Annotated in this window: 13 protein-coding genes; 5 read left to right on the plus strand and 8 right to left on the minus strand. The window is 64.9% G+C overall.

Annotated features, from left to right (window positions below):
- Positions 1–3: 3 nt before the first annotated feature.
- From mfd to JOE31_RS16565, 3 genes are all read right to left on the minus strand, one after another.
- Positions 4–3,672, minus strand: a complete 3,669-nt coding sequence (gene mfd / locus JOE31_RS16555) for a transcription-repair coupling factor (protein ID WP_209746464.1) — start codon at positions 3,670–3,672, stop codon at positions 4–6.
- Between the two features lie 173 nt (positions 3,673–3,845).
- On the minus strand, positions 3,846–4,796 hold the full coding sequence (locus tag JOE31_RS16560) for a BTAD domain-containing putative transcriptional regulator (RefSeq protein WP_280872951.1): 951 nt from the start codon (positions 4,794–4,796) through the stop codon (positions 3,846–3,848).
- Between the two features lie 334 nt (positions 4,797–5,130).
- Positions 5,131–10,191, minus strand: a complete 5,061-nt coding sequence (locus JOE31_RS16565; RefSeq protein WP_245199227.1) for a peroxidase family protein — start codon at positions 10,189–10,191, stop codon at positions 5,131–5,133.
- A 193-nt stretch (positions 10,192–10,384) separates the two neighbouring features.
- Here JOE31_RS16565 and JOE31_RS16570 point away from each other — a divergent pair, with 193 nt between their 5' ends.
- From JOE31_RS16570 to JOE31_RS16585, 4 genes are all read left to right on the plus strand, one after another.
- The gene (locus JOE31_RS16570; protein ID WP_209746471.1) at positions 10,385–11,881 is read left to right on the plus strand and encodes an SDR family oxidoreductase; all 1,497 of its coding nucleotides are present in this window, start codon (positions 10,385–10,387) and stop codon (positions 11,879–11,881) included.
- Between the two features lie 53 nt (positions 11,882–11,934).
- Complete coding sequence (locus JOE31_RS16575; protein ID WP_209746473.1) at positions 11,935–12,432, plus strand: DUF2505 domain-containing protein; 498 nt, start codon at positions 11,935–11,937, stop codon at positions 12,430–12,432.
- A 3-nt stretch (positions 12,433–12,435) separates the two neighbouring features.
- Positions 12,436–12,657, plus strand: a complete 222-nt coding sequence (locus JOE31_RS16580; protein ID WP_209746475.1) for an SCO4848 family membrane protein — start codon at positions 12,436–12,438, stop codon at positions 12,655–12,657.
- A 665-nt stretch (positions 12,658–13,322) separates the two neighbouring features.
- On the plus strand, positions 13,323–13,547 hold the full coding sequence (locus JOE31_RS16585) for a helix-turn-helix domain-containing protein (protein WP_209746477.1): 225 nt from the start codon (positions 13,323–13,325) through the stop codon (positions 13,545–13,547).
- Here the strand turns inward: JOE31_RS16585 and sufU are convergent.
- The 3 genes from sufU to JOE31_RS16600 form a co-directional block, all read right to left on the minus strand.
- Positions 13,544–14,029 carry a Fe-S cluster assembly sulfur transfer protein SufU gene (gene sufU / locus JOE31_RS16590; RefSeq protein WP_209746479.1) on the minus strand — a complete coding sequence of 162 codons (486 nt, stop codon included), beginning with the start codon at positions 14,027–14,029 and terminating at the stop codon, positions 13,544–13,546. The genes JOE31_RS16585 and sufU overlap by 4 nt on opposite strands.
- Positions 14,026–15,357, minus strand: a complete 1,332-nt coding sequence (locus JOE31_RS16595; protein WP_209746481.1) for an aminotransferase class V-fold PLP-dependent enzyme — start codon at positions 15,355–15,357, stop codon at positions 14,026–14,028. The genes sufU and JOE31_RS16595 overlap by 4 nt, the downstream gene beginning before the upstream one ends.
- A 125-nt stretch (positions 15,358–15,482) precedes the next feature.
- Positions 15,483–18,047, minus strand: coding sequence for a LuxR C-terminal-related transcriptional regulator (locus JOE31_RS16600; protein WP_209746483.1), 2,565 nt, complete (start codon positions 18,045–18,047; stop codon positions 15,483–15,485).
- Between the two features lie 428 nt (positions 18,048–18,475).
- Between JOE31_RS16600 and JOE31_RS16605 the strand changes: the two genes are divergently transcribed.
- Positions 18,476–19,525, plus strand: a complete 1,050-nt coding sequence (locus JOE31_RS16605; RefSeq protein ID WP_245199228.1) for a hypothetical protein — start codon at positions 18,476–18,478, stop codon at positions 19,523–19,525.
- 111 nt (positions 19,526–19,636) lie between these two features.
- On the opposite strand, the gene JOE31_RS16610 is transcribed toward JOE31_RS16605, so the two are convergent.
- Together JOE31_RS16610 and JOE31_RS16615 are read right to left on the minus strand one after the other, a co-directional pair.
- Positions 19,637–21,079 (minus strand): glycosyltransferase, encoded by a 1,443-nt coding sequence (locus JOE31_RS16610; RefSeq protein ID WP_209746488.1) that lies wholly within the window; start codon positions 21,077–21,079, stop codon positions 19,637–19,639.
- Positions 21,076–22,944 (minus strand): polysaccharide deacetylase family protein, encoded by a 1,869-nt coding sequence (locus JOE31_RS16615; protein ID WP_209746490.1) that lies wholly within the window; start codon positions 22,942–22,944, stop codon positions 21,076–21,078. Before JOE31_RS16615 ends, JOE31_RS16610 begins: the two co-directional genes overlap by 4 nt.
- Between the last annotated feature and the right edge of the window lie 40 nt (positions 22,945–22,984).

Here is a 22,984-nt window from a genome sequence, read left to right on the forward strand (position 1 = left end):
CGGCTAACCGACTGTGAGCGGGGCGTCGGAGAAGATGTTCCGGATGACGCCGTTGGCCCACTCCAGGATCTCGGCGTCCTGGAGGTCGCGGCCGCCGATCCGGGCCGTCTTGGGCTTGGGGATCAGCACCGCGTCCAGGGCGGGCTTGGACTGCGAGCCCGGGTACATCCGGGCAAGCCGCATGGTCTTCGATTCGGGCAGCTGCGCCGGGGAGAACTTGATGAAGTTTCCCTGCAGGGCGACGTCGGATAGCCCGGCTTCGCGGGCTCCCACCCTGAAACGAGCGACGGCGATCAGGTTCTGGGCGGGCAGCGGCGGTTCGCCATAGCGGTCCACCAGTTCGGCCAGGACTTCGTCGATGGCTACGTTCGTGAGCGCGGAGGCCAGCTTTCTGTACGCCTCGAGACGCAGTCGTTCGCCCGGCACGTAATCGTGCGGCAGGTGGGCGTTCACGGGGAGCTCGATTTTCATTTCCGCGGCCTTCTCTTCGGCCTCGCCGCGGAAGTCCGCCACGGCTTCGCCCACCAGGCGGATGTAGAGGTCGAAGCCCACGCCCTGGATGTGGCCGGACTGTTCGCCGCCCAGCAGGTTGCCCGCGCCGCGGATTTCGAGGTCCTTCATGGCCAGCTGCATGCCGGCGCCAAGCTCGTTATGCGCTGCCACAGCTTTGAGCCGTTCCAGCGCCACCTCGCCCAGCGGCTTCTCCGAAGGGTAGAGGAAGTACGCGTAAGCGCGCTCGCGGCCGCGGCCCACGCGTCCGCGCAGCTGGTGCAGCTGGGAGAGGCCGTACTTGTCCGCACCGTCCACGATCAAGGTGTTGGCGTTGGAGATGTCCAGGCCGGTTTCGATGATGGTGGTGCACACCAGCACGTCGAAGCGCTTCTCCCAGAAGTCCACGATGATCTGCTCGAGGCGGCTCTCGGACATCTGGCCGTGGGCCACCTCCACCCGGGCCTCGGGGACCAGTTCACGGATCTTGGCGGCGGTCCGTTCGATGGATGACACCCGGTTGTGCACGAAGAACACCTGGCCCTCGCGCATCAGTTCGCGCCGGATGGCGGCGGACGTCTGCTTGTCCGTATACGGTCCCACATAGGTCAGCACCGGGTGGCGCTCTTCCGGCGGGGTGGCCAGGGTGGACGTTTCACGGATGCCGGTCAGCGACATCTCCAGGGTGCGCGGGATTGGCGTGGCGCTCATGGCCAGGACGTCCACGTTGGTGCGCATTTTCTTCAGCGCTTCCTTGTGTTCCACGCCGAAGCGCTGTTCCTCGTCCACGATCACCAGGCCCAGGTCCTTGAACGCAAAGTCCTTGGACAGGAGCCGGTGCGTGCCGATCACCACGTCAACGGAACCGTTCTTGACGCCTTCCGCGGTCTCCTTGGCCTCCTTTGATGCCTGGAAGCGGGACAGCGGCTTCACCCGCAGCGGGAAACCGGAGAACCGTTCCGTGAAGGTCTCGTAGTGCTGCTGGGCCAGCAGGGTGGTGGGCACCAGCACGGCAACCTGCTTGCCATCCTGGACGGCCTTGAAGGCGGCTCGGACGGCGATTTCGGTCTTGCCGTAGCCCACGTCGCCGGACACCAGCCGGTCCATGGGAATCTCGCGTTCCATGTCCGCCTTGACCTCGTTGATGGTGGTCAGCTGGTCCGGGGTTTCCACGTAGGGGAACGCCTCTTCCAGCTCGCGCTGCCACGGCGTGTCGGGGCCGAAGGCAAAGCCCTTGGAGGCCATCCGGGCCGAATACAGCCGGATGAGTTCGCCGGCGATCTCCTTGACTGCCTTGCGCGCCTTGGACTTGGTGCTGGCCCAGTCCGAGCCGCCCATCTTGCTGAGCGCAGGAGTGTCGCCGCCAACGTAGCGGGTGACCTGGTCCAGCTGGTCCGTGGGCACAAAGAGCCTGTCGCCGGGAGCGCCGCGCTTGGACGGGGCGTATTCCAGGACGAGGTACTCGCGGACGCCATCTCCGCCTCCCGCCACCTTGCGCTGGATCAGCTCCACGAAGCGGCCGATGCCGTGCTGCTCGTGGACTACGTGGTCGCCCGCCACCAGCTGCAGCGGGTCCACGGCGTTCCGCCGCTTGGAGGGCATGCGCCGCATGTCCTTCGTGGAACCCGCGGACGTGCGTCCCAGCAGGTCCGCTTCCGTCAGCAGGCCCAGTTTCAGCCCGTCCAGGACAAAACCGCGTCCGACGGCGGCAGTGGTCACCTCGATGATGCCGGGCTGGGGCTCGTTGTCCAGCGAGTCAACCCGGGCACAGGGAATGTCCGCGTCATGGAACAGCTCGGCCAGGCGCTGGGCCGGGCCGGGGCCCTCAGTGGCCACCACAATGCGCCACTGGTCCTGTACGTGCGAACCGATGAACTCCATCATTTCCGCCACGTCGCCCTGGTAGCCGCGGGGCTCCCGGGCGTGCAGGTTGAGCACGTTGATGTCCGGCGTCAGCTCTTCGTCGGTGGCCAGCGAGGTGATGGACCACCACGAGACCTCCTGGCCGAGGGCCGAAGTGCGCGTCTCCGTCAGGGAGCGGAAGCTGGCGGAGTGGAGGGCGGCTGAGGCAGCGGAGCTCAGGTCAAGAGGCGCCGTGCCGCCGTCCGAGGCAGTGGACCACGCGGCCTCGAGGAATTCCTCGTTCGTGGCTGCGAGGTCGTGGGCGCGGGTGCGGACCTTTTCCGGCTCGATCACCACCGAGATGGAACCGCCAGGAAGTTGCTCCACAAAGGGAACCATGGCGTCCACCAGCACGGGCGCCAGGGACTCCATGCCTTCCACCGCGATGCCGCCGGCGATCTTTTCGAGCATGTCGGCAGCGGCGGGCAGCTGGGTTTTGAGCGTAGCCGCCCTGGACATCACGGAGGGGGTGATCAGGATCTCGCGGCACGGCGGGGCATGCAGTTCGGTGGGGTGGTGCAGGCCCGGAGACGAGAGGGAACGCTGGTCCGCCACGGCAAACCAGCGCATCTGGTCCACCTCGTCACCGAAGAACTCCACCCGGATGGGGTGGTCCTCGGTGGGCGGGAACACGTCCAGGATGCCGCCGCGGACCGCGAACTCGCCGCGGTGCGTCACCATGTCCACACGGGCGTAAGCGGCGTCGGAGAGGCTGCGCACCACGTCGGTAAACGGGGCGTCCTGGCCCACCTTCAGCGTGACGGGCTTGAGATCGCCCAGGCCCGCCACGATCGGCTGGACCACGGCGCGCACAGGCGCCACCACCACGCGGAGCGGCCCTCCGGAGGCCGTCCCCGGGTGGGCCAGCCGGCGGAGCACGGACAGGCGGCGGCCAACAGTGTCCGAACGCGGGGACAACCGTTCGTGCGGGAGTGTCTCCCAGCTGGGGAATTCGGCCACGGAACCGGCCGGCAGGAATGCCCGCAGCGCCGCGGTGAGGTCCTCCGCTTCGCGGCCGGTGGCGGTGACGGCCAGCACCAGGGGTGCCCCGCCGTCGTTGTTGCCTGCCTCGGGCGACGCGCCGGCGCCGGCGTGCAGCGCTGTGAGGCCGTCGGACATCTCCGCCAGCAGCGCCGCACGAAGCCCGGCAGGTGCGCTGATCTGATAATCCTCGCTGCGGGGTCCAAAACTCCGGGACGCTTCAGCCTGCACGCGGGCAAACGTTGTGTCTCCGGCGAGCGCGCGGCGAAGGCCTGTGAGTGACGGGCCGGTGAGGCTCATGGCAGAAGCTCCTGAAATGATCACGGGAAAGCAGGCAACACGAAAACCCGAAATTCGCGAGAATCCCGGGTCTTCCCAGCCTACCGCGACCGCGGAGCCTGCGTGCGACTGGTTGTGCGGACCGGCGTCAGACCGCGGCCCGGGCGCGCTGCAGATGGTTGTGCGGACCGGCGTCAGACCGCGGCCCGGGCGCGCTGCAGAAAGGAATCAAGGATGTGTCCGGCGTTCTCCCGGGTGGACACGGGATCAGCGCCGGTCTCCTGTCCGCGGCGGGTTCCCTTCATTGACTCGCCCAGGTACAGCAGGGCAGCCAGGGCTTCTGTCAGCTCCACATCCGCCTCGGCGTGCCGGCGCAGGAGCCGCAGGTGCGCGGCCTGCAGGGCCGGACCCGGCGCGCAGCCCAGGTCCCGGTCGAATATCCTTCGGCACCGGGCATACGCAGACAGGCCCTCGGCCGGAAGCCCGGATAGTTCGTAGGCCGTCACCAGCACGGTCCAGGCCCGTTCGTTGAGGGGGTCGGATGCCACCGCCGACTGCGCCCAGAAGACGGACTCCGCGGGCCGGTTAAGCAGGACTGCTGTTTCTGCGGCCAGGACCTGCGCGGCCACCCGTTCGGCGCTGAGCCGGGTCCTGGCTTCATCGGCCCAGTCGCAGGCCAGCTCTGACCCGAGCAGCGGATCGGCGGATAGCTGCAGGGCCTCCGTCAGCATGGCATACGCGTCCCGGGGAGCTGCCTGGCCGGCGTCCCGCACCAGCCGGCGGAACGTCCACAGGTCCAGGTCCACCAGCGCCGGATCCAGGACATATCCGCCGTTGGCCGTGCGGAGCGGACCCGTCTTGGTGTTGCCCGGCTGGATCACCCGCCGGATTCCGCACACGTAGCTCTCCAGCGTTGCAGTCGTTCCGCCGCCGGCGCTGGAGCCCCACAGGATTTCCAGGATCCGGCTTTTGGATAGTGGGCTGCCTAAATTCAGCAACAGTACTTCCAGAATATGCCGCGGTTTGCATCCGCCTAAGTCAGACGCCGCCAGCAGTGCCCCGTTGCGCCGGATTTCAAACATTCCGAACAATCGGACAGATATTGACGTTGATAATTCAGGAGTTGTCCCCACGATGTTCTCCATTTTCCCCAGGTAAACGCTAACTACGCGTCTTCCGCGAGGACCAGGCAGCGGTGCGATGCTCCCGGTCCGGCTTTCCAAATCCACCGTGCCACGGCTAAGAAAGGCCTCCAAGACATTCACATACCTGTCTTTTCGGGAGCGGAAAAGACAGGTACCTATTGCGTTGCCCTCAGGTAGGGCAGTATGTGTCGGCTAGGTACTGGATGCACTTGGCAAGTAGTCCTGTAAATCAAAGTGACAGGTGGTCGGTAACCGCGCGAAAATGGCAGAAGTGGACAAATGGAAAGGCAGGCCCCGGAATGTCCGGGACCTGCCTTAGCCGGGCGAAACACGATCAGAGATACGTACCCCGCGTTAGCGAGTAGTTGATAGTCCCGCCCTGGAATCGCTGGAAGCAGCCGCCGTCGGGCTGGCCACACACCTCACCCGAGACCGGGTAGCCAAGCTTCCCGTTCTCAAAGCCAAGGCTCCCCCACCGGACACGGATGGCGCCGTACGTGGCCTGCGCCCCGGTCAAAGACGTCCAGTGCACATCCCCGCCCTGGAAGCTCTGGTAGCAACCATTGTTCTTCAACCCGCACACCTCACCCGAGACCGGGTAGCCAAGCTTCCCGTTCTCAAAGCCAAGGCTCCCCCACCGGACACGGATGGCGCCGTACGTGGCCTGCGCCCCGGTCGAAGACGTCCAGTGCACATCCCCGCCCTGGAAGCTCTGGTAGCAACCATTGTTCTTCAACCCGCACACCTCACCCGAGACCGGGTAGCCAAGCTTCCCGTTCTCAAAGCCAAGGCTCCCCCACCGGACACGGATGGCGCCGTACGTGGCCTGCGCCCCGGTCGAAGACGTCCAGTGCACATCCCCGCCCTGGAAGCTCTGGTAGCAACCATTGTTCTTCAACCCGCACACCTCACCCGAGACCGGGTAGCCAAGCTTCCCGTTCTCAAAGCCAAGGCTCCCCCACCGGACACGGATGGCGCCGTACGTGGCCTGCGCCCCGGTCGAAGACGTCCAGTGCACATCCCCGCCCTGGAAGCTCTGGTAGCAACCATTGTTCTTCAACCCGCAGGTTACGGGTCCGACGGCGGAGCCAAGCTTTGGTGTATTTGCTGCCACTGCGGCGATCGCAGGCGTAGCCAGTGCGGCCGGCCCGGTGAGGACCACCTTTGGTGTCACTTCGTTGGATGCCGCCGACAACGGGCTTTCGCCGGCTGAGTTGACCGCCCGGACCTGGAAGTTGTACGCCGTACCGTTGCTCAGTCCGGTGACCTGATGGCTGGTGGCGCTGCCGGGAACTCCGTCGATGGTCCTGACCACGGTGGTGCCGGTGCGCACCACAATGCTGAACGAGTCAGCGGGGAACCCGCCTGCCGGTGCCGTGAAAGCCACCGTCGCCGAGGTGTCTCCCGCCACGGCCGTTCCGATCAGCGGAGCGGCCGGAGCCTGGATGACAGCCGGAACGAGGTTCACGGTCTGGTCGGTGAACCGCAACTGTTCAACGTTGGTGATCCGGTCTGTGCCGTCGGCGCCGGTTCCGCCGGTGTGGGCCACGGTGGTGACTCCCCCGACGGTGCTGATCTGGTACTCATTCCGGGCGCCGGAGAACACTGCCGTGTCGATGTCGGCCTCGCCCGGGCTGGCGAGGATTTCCCGAACGATCTTCACGTTGCCGGGGTCGATGGACCCGGCCATGATGTCCGCCTGGAGTTCGGTCAGCGACGTGGCCGTCCTGATCTCGGAGCCGCCCGGTCCGTCGAGGACGCTGAGCCGGACGTTGAGCCATTTGTCGCCGTCGATGATGTCATCGGCGCCGTTGCCCCAGATCTGGTCGCTGCCGGAGCCGCCAATGATGATGTTGCCGGCTCCGAAAGTGGTGGCGCCCGCGGGCAGCAGGCTGGCCAGCCCGTTGATCCGGGCAATACCGGCTGCATCCAGTTCGTTGCTCAGGCCTTCGACGTTGACTTCGGTGTTGGGCACGGACGGCACCTCGTCGTCGCCGCGGAGCACGTCGTCCTTGTCCCAGCCCGAGAGGGCCTCGACCAGGAGGAAACGGTCCTTGAGGGCGTTCGGTCCGTCGACGATGATCTGGCGCATGTCCGAATCGGCCGGTTCGACCGAGCGTGCGTGCGTGACCCAGTCGAAGCCGAACACTCCGTGGTTGCGTTCGATGCCGGGGCCGGCGACCATCACGTCGTCGCCGCCTTCGGCGTCGTAGTCGTCTTCGCCGGAACCGCCGGTCAGGACGTCATGGCCCGGAGCGTTGATGTCGTCGAAGAACGGTGCGCCGCTGTCGCCCTGCAGCAGGTCGTTGGAGTTGCCGCCTTCCTGCCAGTCATCGCCGCCGCCGCCGAACACCGTGTCCGGTCCGTCGCCGGAAAGGACCAGGTCGTTGCCTTCGCCGGCGAACGTCTCGTTGCCGTTGAGGCCGCCGTTGGAGAAGTCGTCGCCATCTCCGGACATGATGATGTCCAGGCCCGGGCCGGCGTCGATGGCGTCGTTTCCGTTTCCGCCCTTCAGGACGTCATCGCCGTGCGAGTCCGTGATCCGGTCGTTTCCGTCACCGCCAAGAACAGTGTCGGCACCGTCGTTGCCTTCGATGATGTCCTGGCCGTCGTTGCCCCAGAACGTATCGTTGTCGATGCCGCCCCAGATCCGGTCACCGAGCGCGGTGCCGTTGAAGGTGGACTGGGCGTTGAGGCCCGGACGGTCCACAGTGTTGCTGACGCGGTACCGGATGGTGCCGTCCGACATCCTCATGAGGAGGGCGGATTCGTCGCAGGCGGAAGCCGGGTCGTCAGCCAGAGAGTTTCCGGTGCCGGCGGTGATGCGGCCGAGCTCGAACTCGCAGTCCGCCACGCCGAAGACGTCCGCCTTGAGGGCTTCCGCATCCGTGTTGCGCATGATCAGCTCTGCCAGCGAGTTGCCTTCCAGCTGCGTGCGGAGGTTCAGTCCCGAGGTGCGCGACAGGTAGTACAGCCGGTCCCCGTCCTGCAGGTCCGTCATCTGACGTTCAAAGATGTAGTTGAACGTGGAGCCCAGGAGCCCGCCGAAGAGGTTCTGGCGCTCCGCGAGGCCGCCCACCCACAGGTCCACGTTGTTCAGGCCGCTGGGCTGCGATGCCCAGGCTCCGGCGCTGTTGACGAAGTCGTAGGAGTCCGCGGGAGTGGCAGGGTCAGCGGTGTCCATGTCGAACAGCCGCTGGGCCGCTGCGCGCTTGTCCGTGATGGACACTGCTGCCTTGATGGTCTGATGCGTGCCGTAAGCAGCCATGAAGTTGACCACGGAATCCGGGTGCTTCAGGTTTTGGCCGAAATCCACCCAGCTAGTGTAGGGCTTCAGCGAGGACTCGCCGGTGCTGGCGTACAGCTGGGTGCGGAAGTTGTTCAGGGACGGGATGCCCGTATCCCGGCCGCGGGCAAGGTTCAGCGATGCAAGGTCCAGGGGCAGGCCGAGGACGTTGTTCCGCAGGGTGTCGGTCACGAATTCATCGAGTTCCGCACCAACCTGGTCCGTCATGCCCATGGCGATGGCGCCGGCCGCCTGCTTGGGATTGAGGGTACCCGCAGTGCTCTCGTAGTAGGCCGGCGGGTTGAGGAACGCGTCCAGCAGCGGCATCCCGATATCCGTGCCGTCGTTGAGCTTGCGGTCCACTGTTTCGGTGAGCATCGAGTGGCCGAACCGGTAGGTGGCGTGGGCAAACTCCGCGTGGATCGCGGGGTCGATGCCGGTGTCCGACTGCGTGAAGACGTTAAAACCGTTGATCCCTGGCTGGATCTTGCGGGCAAAGTCCTCGAACACGATGTGCTGGTACTCCATCTCGGTCACATAGCGTGCCGCCTGGAACAGCCGTTCACCGTTCCACTGCCCGTTGGGAAGCTTCCATTCGTTGAGGTCGAGGTTCTGTGAAGTGAGAAGCTCCTCCATGTAGCCCACCAGGCGGTTGTGCTCGGAGTGGAACACCTGGTGGATTGCCGTCAGGCCGATGTTCTCGTTGACGCGGCCGTCACCGGCAACGAAGTGCTTGTCCAGCATCTCGTCGTCGTACCTGCCGGCCGGCCGCGGCTCGTTGACGCCGTTGACGTCCGCGTCGTCGTCCGGCTGCAGCGGGGCCCCGGTCTGGGAGTTGAAGGGCGCCGCGTTGTGGCCGATGTCGTCCAGGAAGGCGATGCCGATCCGTTCCACGTTGGCCGGCGGTGCCACCGGAGCCGCCAGGTTTCCTTCAACCCGCCCGGTAGCGGTCTCGTACTGCGGGAGTCCGTTCGGCCCGCGCAGGAACCGTCCGTACTGGTCGGTGGCCAGCTTGGGAATGTCCGCCACATCAACGTCTGACAGGTCAAGCCCGAGCATGGTCCGGGCCTGTTCCTTGATGCGGGCCCATGTTGCCATGCCGCCGGGTTCGCCCTCGATGAGCTCGCCGGTGGACACTGGATCACCGTTTTCATTCAGGGTGTATTCGCGCAGGAACACCTGGTGGGACGAATGCGACGAGTACGTCTGGCTCTGGTCCACCCACGGAGAGTCCGTGTTGGTGGCGTTCTGCTCGTCGTCCGCCGTTCCCAGGACGCCGTCAGGACCGGGTTGGTTCTCCGCCCGGTTCAGCAGCATGAAGTTGGTGCGCCCGCCCGGAACATACAACGGGTCGTCCGGGGACAGCGGCATCATGACGTAGTTCTTGGTCTTCTTGGTGAAATCCACGCCGTGGTCGAAGAACTGGCCAAAGAGCGCGAACATGCCGTTATAGGGCGGTGAGAGGCCGAAGTCCGTGGTGACGTTGGGAATGTCGAGGGTCTCTCCCTCGGGCACGCAGTTTTCCGGGAGTCCGTTGCCGTCGCAGGGCACGGCCGTGGGGCCGTCGTTGACCGTGCGGTGCGCCTTGCCGGCCGCGGCTACAGCCGCGGGGTTGGTGGCGGTCTGGTCCACGATGACGTTGCTGACGAACCGCGGGCCGTTATCGGTGACATTGGCGTTAACGGATTCGTAGTTCTGACCGCCGGACGACATGCGCCATTCCGGGTCAGACAGCCGGGGGAACTCACGGCTGGCGGAACCGTAGCCGTTTTGGCCGGCAACCAGGTTGTTGTCTGTACCGTCCACGGTCCGCAGTCCGTAAGGCAACAACGGGCTGGCCACCTGGTTGGGGCCGTCGCCCAGGAGCGGCTGGCCGGGAACGTCGTCCCCCTGGGCGTCCTCTTTGGTGGCGTTGTTTTCGGCGATTTTGATCTGCTTGAGAATGAACCGCATATCGCCGGCATTGAGTGTGAACCCTTGGCCCGTCGGAGCCGCGGAAACCGCTGGTGCCAGAACTGAGGGGACAACCCCCGCCCCGATCAGAAGGGCCAGCGCACCGGCGGTGACCTTGCGGGCCACGCCGGCCGCCGGGCCCTGAGGATGGGGCATGCCGTCCCCCTTTCGGGACTTGCGATGTTTAGCCATGACTTTTCCCTCCATCGAATTCGTACCGGCTCCCGCCTCAACGTGGTCGCCCGGTTCACTGAATGGCCCCAGCATCGGTCAGCGTCCTTTGGAAAAACTTGGATTGCTAAGCTGGCTGTGCACCGACGCACTCCGCTTTCGTTCCAAGGAGATTCACATGAACGGCATCCCGAAAACCGTGCTTGTCACCGGTGCCACCGGTTATATCGGCGGGCGGCTGGTCCCCCGTCTCCTTGAGGCCGGACACACCGTGAAAGTCGTGGTCCGGACTCCGGCGAAGATCGCCGGCGTTCCGTGGCTGGACAAGGTGGAGGTCATCCAGGGCAGCCTCGACGACGGCGACATGCTCCGGGAGGCGCTGGACGGCGTCGACGTACTTTATTACCTGGTCCACTCAATGGCCACCGGTACCGGCTTCGAAGCCAAAGAGAAGGCCATGGCGGAGACCGCCGCGAAGGCGGCGGAAGACGCCGGGGTGGAGAGGATCGTCTACCTCGGCGGCCTGCACCCGGAAGGGGCGGAACTCTCAACCCACATGCGCTCCCGCGAGGCCGTGGGCAAGGTCTTCCTCGCGAGTCCGGTGGACGCAGTCGTGTTCCAGGCGGGCGTGGTGATCGGATCCGGTTCGGCGTCCTTCGAGATGATCCGGCACCTCTCGGAGACCCTTCCCCTGATGCCCGCGCCGAGCTGGGTGCGGAACCGGATTGAGGCGATCGCCGTCAGGGACGTGCTCTACTATCTCGTTGCCGCGGCGTCCCTGGAAGGGCACATTAACCGCACTTTCGACATCGGGTGCCGGCAGGTCCTCACCTACGCCGGAATGATGAAGGAGTACGCGGCCGAGGCCGGCCTGCCCTACCGCGTGGTGCTGGCCCTGCCCATTCCGGCACCGAAACTCGCCGGCATGTGGGTCGCCCTGACCACGCCCATCCCCCTCTCCATGTCGCTCCCGCTCGTCGAATCGCTCCAGCACGACGCAGTGGCGCGCGAGCACGACATTGACGACTACATACCGCTGCCCGAGGGGGGCCTGACACCCTACCGCCGTGCCGTGTCCCTCGCCCTGGGCAAGGAACGCGACGCACAGGTGGAAACCACCTGGGCCAGCGCCGGCGCGGACGCCGATCCCTTGCCGAGCGACCCGGACTGGGCCGGCTACCGGGTGTATGTCGACGAGCGAAGCTATTCCAGCCCGGTGGACCCCAAGTATGTCTGGACCATCATCGAGGGGATCGGGGGCCGCAACGGCTGGTACTCCCTGCCGCTGGCATGGCAGGTCCGCGGCTGGCTGGACAAGCTGACCGGCGGCGCCGGGCTGCTCCGCGGCCGCCGGCACCCCCACCTGCTAGCCGAGGGCGAAGTAGTGGACTGGTGGCGCGCAGAGCGGATTGAGCGCGGCCGACTGCTGCGGCTCCGCGCGGAAATGCGCGCCCCCGGCCGTGCGTGGCTGGAGCTGTCAGTGGAACCGGAAGGCACGGGCAGCCGGTACCGCCAGCGCGCCATCTTCTTCCCGAAGGGGCTCAGCGGCAAGCTGTACTGGCTCGCCGTACTGCCGTTTCACAGCGTCATTTTTCCGGCGATGTCACACAACATCACGGCAGCTGCGCAAAAGCTGGCGGAAGCCGAATCGGAGTCCGCAGGGTCCACCGCATAGGATGTGGGAGGCAAAAACCGATGCCCCATACCCCCAACCCCCATGGAGGAACAATGGCACTGAGTGCTTCCACCACCCTGCCGCACAGCGTTGACCGCGTAACGGCTGTGTTCGCCAATGAAGACTTCCAGCGCCACACCAGTGAACTGGTGGGCGGAACCCTTGAATCGTTCAAGGTCGACGGCGATGTTGCCGGCGCTTTCAGCACCACCTCGGTGCGCACCCTGCCCACCACCCGGTTGCCGGAAATTGCCCGCAAATTCGTGGGCGAGCGCCTGACCGTCACCCAGCTTGAGACCTGGGAAGCCCCTGCCGCCGACGGCTCCCGGCAGAGCAACATCAGCCTGAAGATCGCAGGTGCCCCGCTGGACGTCAGCGCCGTGCAGCGGCTGGTGGCCGACGGCGGCAGCACCCGCGTGGAGCTCGAGGGCAATGTGACGTCCTCGGTTCCGTTCCTGGGCGGCAAGATTGCCGATGCTGCGGAGCCCATGGTGGGCAAGGCCCTGAACATCCAGTCACAGCAGGCGCAGGCCTGGCTGGAAAGCCACTAACCCGTGCAGCTTCCCGTTGCCCTGGCCTGGGTCCTGGTCATTGCCGGTGCCTGGTCCCTGGTGGTCTGGCCTCAGTTCCTCAAGCGTGTGATGCAGGATCCGAGATCACGCGACTCGGCCGGCAAGGCTACCAGGTTCCTCACGGTCCATGTCGTCCTGGTGTCCGTCTCACTGGTGCTTGGCGCCGCCACGGCGGCAATCGGCATCGCCGGATTGGTCGGGTAGCCGGCCACTCGAGTACCCGGCGCGGCAAATGGAGTAGGAGGGGGGCGTAGATGAGGTGGCGGACACGCTGTTATCTGAATGTGATAAGCCGTAAATTTCAGACATGGACGCGAACGATATGGAACGGATTTGGCACGGAAGCCACCGTAAGATAGACCGCAGAAACTGGTCGTTGTATTTCGCTATCACCCTATTGGGTCTTATCGCGTGGGTAATAGTCGCATTTCCCCACTAATATTCGAATCTAGCCACTATTACACAGAACTCCGGCGGGTCCCCACCTGTCGGAGTTCTATTTTCTTCCCGTTCCGAGCGACATTCCCTACGCAATTACCGGACAAAGTTGGAATAGCCGGCAACGATCGTGAGCGCGGTGAGCACCACTAGTGCTACAACGCAGAGAATTTCCGCCCTGTGAATCCTGCGTTGCGTCTGCCGCCACTCAGTTTCGTCCTGGATATCAACCATATAAAGAAGTTACCGGCCCTGCCTCCACGCCACTAGAGTGGCCACTACTTGTCTTTATACCCATTGCGGCGCGCTCTTCACATCTTGCTCACCATGCCATAAGGTAGCCATAGGATTGGCGATCGGCTCAGCGACGTTTGTCTCAGGATTGAAGTACGTCCTCAGGATTGAACTACGTCCCAGGAGAGCTGAGAAAAGTGGCCGCTGAAGGTTTTTCAAATACCCGTTTCCTGACCGTTTCCGAGGTAGCAGAAGTCATGCGGCTGTCACGGATGACCGTATACCGCCTCGTCAAGGCGCACGACCTCCCCGCCGTACGGTTTGGCCGCTCCTACAGGGTCCCCGAGCATGCCATCGAGGACTACGTCCAGCACCATTCCACGCTCGCGGACGATGAGCATCCGGAGTCCGGTAAGACCTAGCGGCTGGTGGCTACGGCCTGCCGCAGCGCGTCCTCGGCAGCCACCCACGCCAGCATGGCGCACTTCACCCTGGCCGGGTACTTTGCCACTCCGGCCAGGGCCGCCGCATCACCCAGGATTTCCTCATCAGGCTCCAGCCGGCCCCGCGAACGCATGAGCTCCCGGAAATGGCCGATCATTTCGCTGAGCTCGTCCGGCGACGCCCCCTCGGACAATTCGCTCAATATTGAGGCCGAGGCCATTGAGATGGCGCAGCCGTCACCATGCCAGTGGATTCCCTTCACTGTCGGCGGGTTCCCCGCGGCCTCAAGTTCCAGACGCAGCGTAATTTCGTCGCCACACACCGGATTGAGCTGGTGACACTGCCCTACTCCCGCCTGATCAGGCGTCACCGTGGCTTCATCGGCCGTCAGGTCAGCCCCGCTGCGGGTTTTTGCATGCTCCAGGATCAGCTGCTGGTACATCGCGTCCAGGGCGCTCATTTGGATGCCCCCGTGCCTTCTACGCCGAAGTAGGGCCGGACCTGGGCCACAGCCTCGAGCAGCAGGTCCACTTCGTCCGTCGTGTTGTACAAATAGGTGCTCGCCCGCGTGGTGGCGGTCAGGCCCAGCCTGCGATGGAGCGGTTGTGCGCAGTGGTGACCCACGCGGACGGCGATGCCCATGCTGTCCAGGTACTGCCCGACGTCGTGTGCATGCACGCCGGCCACATCGAAGGCTGCCAGGCCGAGCCGTTCCACGCCGGGAGCGGGTCCCACGACCCGGACTCCGTCAATGGCGCTCAGACCGGTGACCAGCCGCTGGCCGAGGGAGGCTTCCCAGCCGGCGATTCGTTCCATGCCGGTTTCGCGCAGGTAGTTGGCGGCTGCTGCGAGCGCCACAGCCTGCGAGATGGGCTGGGTGCCGGCCTCGAACCGCTGGGGCGCCGGAAGATACTCGGCCTTTTCCATCGTCACGGTCGTGATCATGGAGCCCCCGGTCAGGAACGGAGGCATGGCATTCAACAATTCGCGCCGCCCGTACACGCCGCCGATCCCCGTGGGCGCCAGCATCTTGTGGCCGGAGAAAACAGCGAAGTCCACGTCAAGGGCCTTGAAGTCCAAGGGCAGGTGCGGCGCCGACTGGCAGGCGTCCAGCACAACGAGGGCTCCTGCAGCCCGGGCCAGCCGCACGAGCTCGGCCACCGGATTGATCGTTCCGAGCACATTTGACGCATGGGTGAACGCCAGGACCTTGGTGCGCCCGGTGATAAGCCGCGCCGCCTCCTCAAGCCGCAACGCGCCGTCGTCGTCGATGGGGATGAATTTCAAGGTGGCACCGGTGCGCCGGCAGAGCTCCTGCCAGGGAATCAGGTTCGCGTGGTGTTCCATTTCCGTCACCACGATCTCGTCCCCGGGGCCGAGGGCGAAACGGCCGGCCTCGCTCCGGACGGTGCCGACACTGGCGTTCGAGAAGGCGTATGCGAGGAGATTGAGCCCGGCGGTGGCGTTCGCAGTCCAGATCAGTTCGTCGTCGGCCACGCCGACGAAGCCGGCCACGGTGGCACGGGCATCCTCGAAGGCGTCGGTGGCCTGGACGGCAAGGTGGTGGGCACCGCGGTGCACCGCGGCATTCCTCAGTTCGTAGAACTCCTGCTCGGCTTCGAGCACGCTTCGGGGGTTCTGTGACGTGGCGCCGGAATCCAGGTAGACAAGGGGCCTGCCGTTGACTTCCTGGTCCAGGACGGGGAAGTCGTTGCGGATACGCAGGACTTCGACATCACTTAGCGCGACCTGGGTGTCTGCGGTAGCGGGAGTGGATACCATGACCAAACTGGAGCTCCTAGATAGGCAAGACCTGCCGACGGCTCGCCGCCACGGGCAGGCACACCGCTTGCATCCGCGGTGCTACTCCTCAATTGTCCCACTATTGCCCGGCGCCGGTTCCGCACGGGCCGTCACCGCCCCGCGCCGTCCAGGCTGTTCCAGAGTTCAGCCAGCTCCTGGCGCCGGGAAACGCCCAGCTTGCCGTAGATCCGCTGCAAATGCGCGTTTACCGTGTTCACGGCGATGCCGAGTTCCGCCGCTACGCCCGCACTCCCCATGCCGGTGACAACAAGTACGGCCACTTCGCGTTCCCTTTGGGACAGCTTGGCGGCATCAGCGGCCGGTCCGCTGTTCCCGTCGCTCGACCACCGCCAGTCCGGCGGCCCGTCGGTCGATTGTTCAAATGCCGCGCCATCCGGCCTTGCTGCGACTCCGAGGTTCAGCAGTTCACGTGCCCGGCGGCCCCTGCCGCCACCCGTCGCCATGGCCGGCTTGCGGGGCGCCCGCTGCGGTGGACCTGCGGCGCCCATTACGGCCGGACGTGCCACCGATGCGTAGGTTTCAGCCAGCCTCGCCGCGACGTCGCCGTCCCCTGCCCGGTTGTCCGCTCGCGGATTGTCCGCTTGCCGGTTGTCCGCTTGCCGCTCGTCTGCCGCGGCGGTCCCGGCGCCTGGCAGCTGCGCCAGGTCCCAGGTCAGCCACTCCGCCGTTGCCTGCGCGGCCAGGGTGAGTGCCAGCAGGTCCTCAGGGTCACCTGCTGTTCCGGCGTCCGCGCCGCCGCTCGCTCGCCCAGCGGCGTGCCCGGCAGACTGCCGGCAGAACATCATGGCCCGGAAAAGTTGCAGCGGGCCGCCCGGGTAGCTCATCCATTTGTTGCGGCCGGGCCGCTTGTCCGCACTCCCGGCGTCAGGTCCCTCGCCCAACCGGGTCAGGTTGGACGCGTGGATGGTGAGCACTGTCGAGTGGAAATCGACGCTGCATCGCGGCAGGCGGTCCACGGCGTTAAGCGCCCGGGTGGAAAGCGCGACGGCGTCAGCGGACTTCCCCCGCACGGACAGCCCCTGTGAAGCGAGCGCCAGAAGCAGGATGCCCGCATGGGTACCCGGCGCATCATCCGGACCCGGCGGCTGGCCGCCGTCGCAGAAACCGGCAGGGCAAAGCCGGTGGAAGAGCTCCCCGCCCGGGCTGGGCCAGGTTCCCTCCCGTGACTCCAGGTAGAGCTGCAGGACATCCAGCTCATCCTGGACGGCATTCTGGTAAGTGTCGGCAGCGGTATCACCGACGGACGCAGTTGCCGCCATGGCCAGCCGCTTCCGTGCACTGTCCAGTACGGACTGAAGTGCGTCCCGGCCCGGATTCGTGGGCATGAGGGCTTGGAGGAGCAGGCCCACTGCCCGCGCGAACTCCATGCTCAGCACAGCCGGGGTGTTCTCGACAAGGCCTCGAAGAACCTCAGCGCTCCGGCCGTACTTGTGGGCATGGAACAGCGCCCGGGCCGCCTCCGTCTGCGCCATGAGCTGGAGTTCGGGTGCCTTGATCGCTTCGGCCGCCTTTTGGGCGCGGTCGCTGTCATAGAGGTTGTTGGCGGTGGTGGCCACCGCCAGGAGGTCCAGGTCAGCGACAGCCGTGCCGGCATCCAGTGCGGCTTCCACCCGCCGAAAAAGATCCCACAGCGGTTCCTCCCCCGCTCTCCGTGGGACGCCCAGCCCCCAGCCGTGCAGGTCCGCTTCACGGCCGAGGTCCAGCGGTCCGGCCCCGCCCGGATAATGCCGGGCAGCAGTGGCCTCGACCTCGTGGTTCAGCGTGACGTCGGCCCCGCCGTCGCTCCTGATTTGGAGCCGGATGAAGTTGCCCCGTTCCAACGCGGCCAGGGCGGTCGGCGGCACGGTCCGGGCGAGCACGGAAAGCGGAGCCGGATCCGCGGCCGCCAGGAAGTCAACCACCTGGCGCTGGTCCGGCGGAAGCGCCTCGATCCGCCGTCGGGCCAGGTCGAATTGGCGTCCTTCCGCCAGGTCCGGCGGCCGGACCATCACACAGCTGTCCCCGCGCTGCACAATCCGGCCGTCCGCCAACGCTTCGTCCACCAGCCAGCTCGCAGTGAGCGCATTGGCGCCCGCTGCGGCGAGAACGTCGCGCACCAGGCTGCGGTCAGGCCGGGCCGGAAGCCTGTGCTCGAGGAAAGTACGGAGCTGGTCCGGTGTCAGGTCCTCCAGTTCCACAATGGACAGCTGCCGGGCCACCACCGACTCCATCAGCTCCATCTGCAACTGCCGGTCCGAGCGGTGGCTTGCCAGCATCTTGATGTCCGGTTCCGCGAGAAGCTGGTTGAGAACCCAGAGGGACGTTCCGTCCAGGTGGTCCACATTGTCCAGGACCATCAGGATCCCGTTAGCCCCCGGGTCCTGGCTGCGCAGCGCATCGCGGCACGCCCGGACGATGTTCAGTGGCGACACCTTGGAATTCGCAGGCAACGCCGGCGCCAGCACACTGCCGATGCCGAACTTCATCCGGCGGCAGGACCGGGGAACGCTGTGGACAATGACGGTGAGCCGTCCGGAGAGCGTTTCCGCTGCGGCGGCAAGAAGCCTGGTCCGGCCCGAGCCGGCAGCGCCGGTAATGATGACGCCCGAGCTCTCTGAGTTGGAGAGGGCATTGATTGCGGCCCGCAGTTCGGCCACACGAATGACTGGGGGCAAAGCTGAATTTCCTGCCCTAACGTCCATGGTTGCGTCGATTCCTTAGCCGCGGAGCGTGAAGTTCCGGACCGCCCCCAACCATCTGCCGGCATTAGCAACTCCTACGCTACCTAGCCACCGCTCGCGCTGGCGTGAGTAGTGACTACTCGAATATGCCGGACCGTTGCTCTCGGGCCCGTTCGGGCTACTCACAGGCATCCGTGTAATGTGGAGCGGGTGTTAACGGTCTCTACGGGTCTCTTGACGGTCCCGCTGTCTGCTTCTGGGGAGTAAGCGGCTCAGCTGATTTCACTATCAGCATCGATTCTGGGCGCGGCCACTGCCGCGCCGATCTGGCGGTCATGACCCGTGCTTGGCGTGCCCTCATTGGGTACCTGCCAACCCTGTTAATGTCCCCAACAGATATGTATCCCAAAAAAATGAAACGCATGACCACGCCCATCATGGCCGTGTTGATTCTCCTCATCGGAGTATTGACCGCAGGCTGTGCCGCCCAATCGGCGCCCGGCCCGTCGGCCTCCGCCAGTCCCTCGTCAGCCAGCGCAGAAGCATCGCAGGTAACCCCGAAGGCAACACCGTCACCGAGTTCGACACCGGCTGCGTCGCCCGTCAAGGAACCGGCGCCCGCCGCGGTTTCCGCACCCGAACCTGCCGTCGCGGCTCCCGCACCGGTGGCCGTAGCCGCAGCTGAGCCCGTAGCCGCGCCGGCAGCCAACAAGTACCCCCTGCACACCAACGTCGTGAGCACTACCTTCTGGGTGGGCGAAATCTTCAACGCCAACCTTGCAGACGGTTCACAGGTCTGCTCGACGTACAACGGCCAGTGGGCTTTCAAGCACACCGGCATCAACGCCGGCACTACTCCCGCCACTGCCTCCGGCTGCCCCGGCAGCATCTACGGCGGCTGCGACGGCGTGAGCTCCGGCTCGGGAAGTTCGTTCACTTGCGCCACGGAAGCACGCGATGCCTCCAACGGGTACTTCCCCAAGAACCAGCCCGCGCCGCTTGAGAACCCCTTCTACCTCGACCTGCCTTACGACGACGTCAACGACAGCGTCGCGTTCCAGCAGCGCTGCCAGGTCATCCCGTGGGCCGCCGCGGACAACGCCGCCACAGGTGTCGACCACTGCGCGGATGGCAGCTATTCGTACATGAAGAACCGGTGGGTCCAGATGACCGGACCCAACGGCAACGTCTGCTATGGACAGATTGAGGATGCCGGTCCTTCCAGCGGTTCCGAATACCATGACGCGAACTACGTCTTCGGCGCGGCCGACGCCCGCCCGGCAAACACCGATTTCTCCGCCGACGGTACGCAGGGCGCAGGAATGGATGTTTCCCCTGCGCTGAACGGTTGCCTCGGCTTCGCCGAACTGGACGGTAGCGGCGATCACGTCTCGTGGAGGTTTGTTGACCGCGCAGATGTTCCCGCCGGACCGTGGCTGAACGTCGAAACCACGTCGGGTGTCAGCTGGTAACAACAGCGCTTGTCTGCGCAGAATCCTGAACGCCGAAACCTGAACGCCCCTCCCGCAGGACCACAGTGTCCTGCGGGAGGGGCGTTTCCGTCTCCGGCGGCATTGTTCCATTTATCTGGATGCGCCGGCGCCCGCTGTCGCTTCCAACTCGAGCCCCTCGGATTGGATCCGACGAATCGGACTGACCCACACTCCCGACGAAGCGGAAGAAAACGCCTTGGGCAATACCATCAGGCAAATAATTGAGTCGAGGATTCGCATCAAGGGAAAAAGTGGTGCCATGAGCAGGATGCCCGGGCGCCGAAGGGCTGTGGCGGCGATCACTGTCAGGACTAAATCCGGCAAGAATACGCCCAGAAGTAGGTCCTGAGGCCGCAAGAGCCCCGCGAGAAACACAAAGGCGTCGGAGTTGGGACCGAACTCGCGGACTTGCATGGCCGCCACCGACGACAGCATGAAGACCGGAATGAGCAACACGAAGAAAATGCAGCTGACAACGAGTTCAAAAATATAGAAAACCAGCACGAACCAGAATTTCCCTGCCTGCATGCGGTGCCTCCGAACCGTTTGCCAGAACCCCAGAATCCACCGACGCACCTGCCGGGTGTAGTCTTGGAGGTTGTCGGGATCCTGGGTGTAGGCGACTGCTGCAGATGGATGGAACGCGATCCTCCCCAACTTTTTTGCATGGACCTCGAATGTCATATTGAAGTCCTCAATAACCAGTCCTGGGGCCAGCACCCGGATCTGTTCCAGCGCACTGGTCCTGTACATACTGGCAAAGCCGGGGACGATGGAAACAACGTTCGCGCCTCTCGCCGCCTGACCGTACTTGAGCAAGAGCTGCACTACGATGTAGAGCCGCTCCCGATACGCCACAAGGAACCGACCCAAGGCCGTCGGGGCGGGGGGCATCATGATCGATTTGGCCCGTCCCGCAACCGCCACAACGGAAGCATCCGAGAACAGCGGCAGTCCGGTATCCAAGTAGTCCGGCGTGGGGCGGGTGTCAGCGTCGAGCATCATAACGACTTTGAATTTTCGGCAAAGATCGAAGTATGAAATACCTTCGGCCAAGGCTCCGGCCTTTCCTCTGTTTGGCTCCAGTTCCAGCACCTTGACCCCCGCCCTGCGTGCAATGGCGGCAGTGTCGTCAGAGGACATGTCCGAGATGACGTGTATGTTCCGTAACGGGACCAGCACCGATGCTGCCCGGATGGTTTCACTTATGACCAAGGCTTCGTTGTGGGCGGCTACCAGCACAGCCACGTCCGCCGGCATGATCCGCTCCCCGTGAGCACGATGCCTTCCGTGCGCACGGTGCAGCTGCCCACGGTGCGACCGCGGCTCCGGCAGCGCGTGGGCCCCATGAACACTGGAGCCGATCCGGTTTGCCAGCGGCCACCTCCGAAGGAGGCCCAGCGCGCGCCCGGACAGCGGAGGTCCCAGTGCCACGCGCCGCGTGTACTGCTCGTTGACCAGACGCATCAGGCCGACGAATGACCAGAATATGGTGCTGACTCCCAGAACCAGGACAATATAGACGGCGATCACAGTGCCGGGGCTCCTACCGTGTCGTACATGGCGTAGTCGTCCGTTGTCAGCGTGCCGTTGCTGAACAGGCTGAGACCGAAGCTGATCGCGGTCGCTCCGGCGGGCAATGCCGCAGTGGTGAAGCTTGCCTGCGTGTAGGTCGCCGAAGCGGGCAGCCACGGTCCTGATGTCCAATAAACCCATGCGCCGCTGGAATTGCGGTAATAGATAGCAAACTGAGTCACCGCAGTAGACCTGTACCAAGCCCGCAGTGAGTACGTCTTGCCGGCGATGGCGGGCGGTGAGCACGATCCTGCGTCCATGGACGGCAGGAGCTTCGCATCGCCGCTCACATAGTTGGTTATGTTGAGCTCCTCGGCTTTCGTGCCGGACCGTGCTCCCGTGGATACCGTGGTGAACCGCGGCGTATTGGAGCCGAAACCGCCCGCCTGCCAGCACTGCGGGAACCCTCCGCTGCCCGCCGTTTCCAGGCCTGGGTTCTGTACGAGGTTCGTGCCGGCCGCAGGCGGTGGCGGAGGCGGGGCCGTAGCCGTGTCGATCAGCTCGTAATCGTCGGTAATCAGTGTCCCATTGCTGAAGAGGTTGAGTCCGAAGCTGATACCGCTGGCGCCGGTAGGCAGCGGCGGCGTTGTCCAGCTGGCCTTCTGAAAGGTTGTGGCCGGGGCAAACCACGGGCTCGAGGTCCAATACACCCAGGATCCGAGGCCGGTCCGGTAGTAGAGGGCGAACTGAGTGTTCGTTGTGGACTTATACCACGCCCCCAAATTATAAGTATGCCCAGCTGTCGCCGTCGGGGAGCACCCGCCCAGATCAAGTGACGGCAGCCATTTGGCGTCCCCGTTGACATACTTCGTAACCCTCAGCTGGGCCGCCCTGGTGCCGGTATGGCCCGGGGTGACGATTGAGAACGCTGGCGTGTTCGTTCCGTAACCGCCCTGCTGCCAGCACTGGGGAGCATTACTGACCAGCGTCTCTACGCTCGAGTTCTTGACCAGGTTGCCGCTGCTGGGTTGCGGCGGGACTGCCGGGCCAGAAACTGCAGGTTTTACTGTTCCACCGATGACCTGGTCCACTGTCTTGACCGTGGTGGTGGCCGGGCGGGCTTTCAGCCAGGCGAGGAACTGATTAAGCACGGTAGGCGTGATGTTCAGCGGATCCGTGCTAGAGGCAGCTACGTGGTGGAATGTCAGCTGCACCCAGCCGCCTGCAGGCTCCGCTTGGGTAACCGAGGTCTGGAGGTCGGCGAGCCGCCACGACGTGTCAACTTGGTCCGGGGCCGCTGTGACATACGGATTCGCCGGGGGAATGTTCTCGGCAAGCGCACAGCCTGAACAACTGAACCGTGTCTTGATGTCGCCCAAGCCGCGGGCGCTGTTGTATCCACAGTCGCGGACGATGCTCTGGGCAGTGGCATTCTCGGCCGCGAACGGGTAGGCGAAGCTCGTCACCCGCAGGTTCCAGTTGGTCAGGTTGACACGGTCGTTGCACACCTGTCGCGTGGCCTCATCTGCCGGGAGGGTGGTCAGGTCCGGATGCGTTACGGAGTGGCCGCCGATCTCGTGGCCTGCGGCCTGCAGTCCCTGAAGGTCAGCAACGCTCATATACCCAGGGTTGTTGACGAATCCGGACGGCACAAAGAAGGTACCTTTCATGCCATAACTATTGAGCAGCCCCGCGGCAGTCAGCTGATCAGCATTGCCGTCGTCGAAAGTCAGCGAGACAACTGTGGGTCCTGCTGCATTCGCCGGCGCTGCCAAGCCAGCGAGGCCTGCCGCGGCCATGGCGATGGCGCTCAGAATCGTGACGGTTCTTGCCGCCCACCGCCCGCGGCGGTTGACGAAGCGTTGGGGGCTCTCGGTTTTCATGGATCTACTCGATTCCTGGGGTCGATTCCGCGGTATGCCG

Source organism: Arthrobacter sp. PvP023 (assembly GCF_017832975.1).
In the GTDB taxonomy this organism is placed as follows: domain Bacteria; phylum Actinomycetota; class Actinomycetes; order Actinomycetales; family Micrococcaceae; genus Arthrobacter.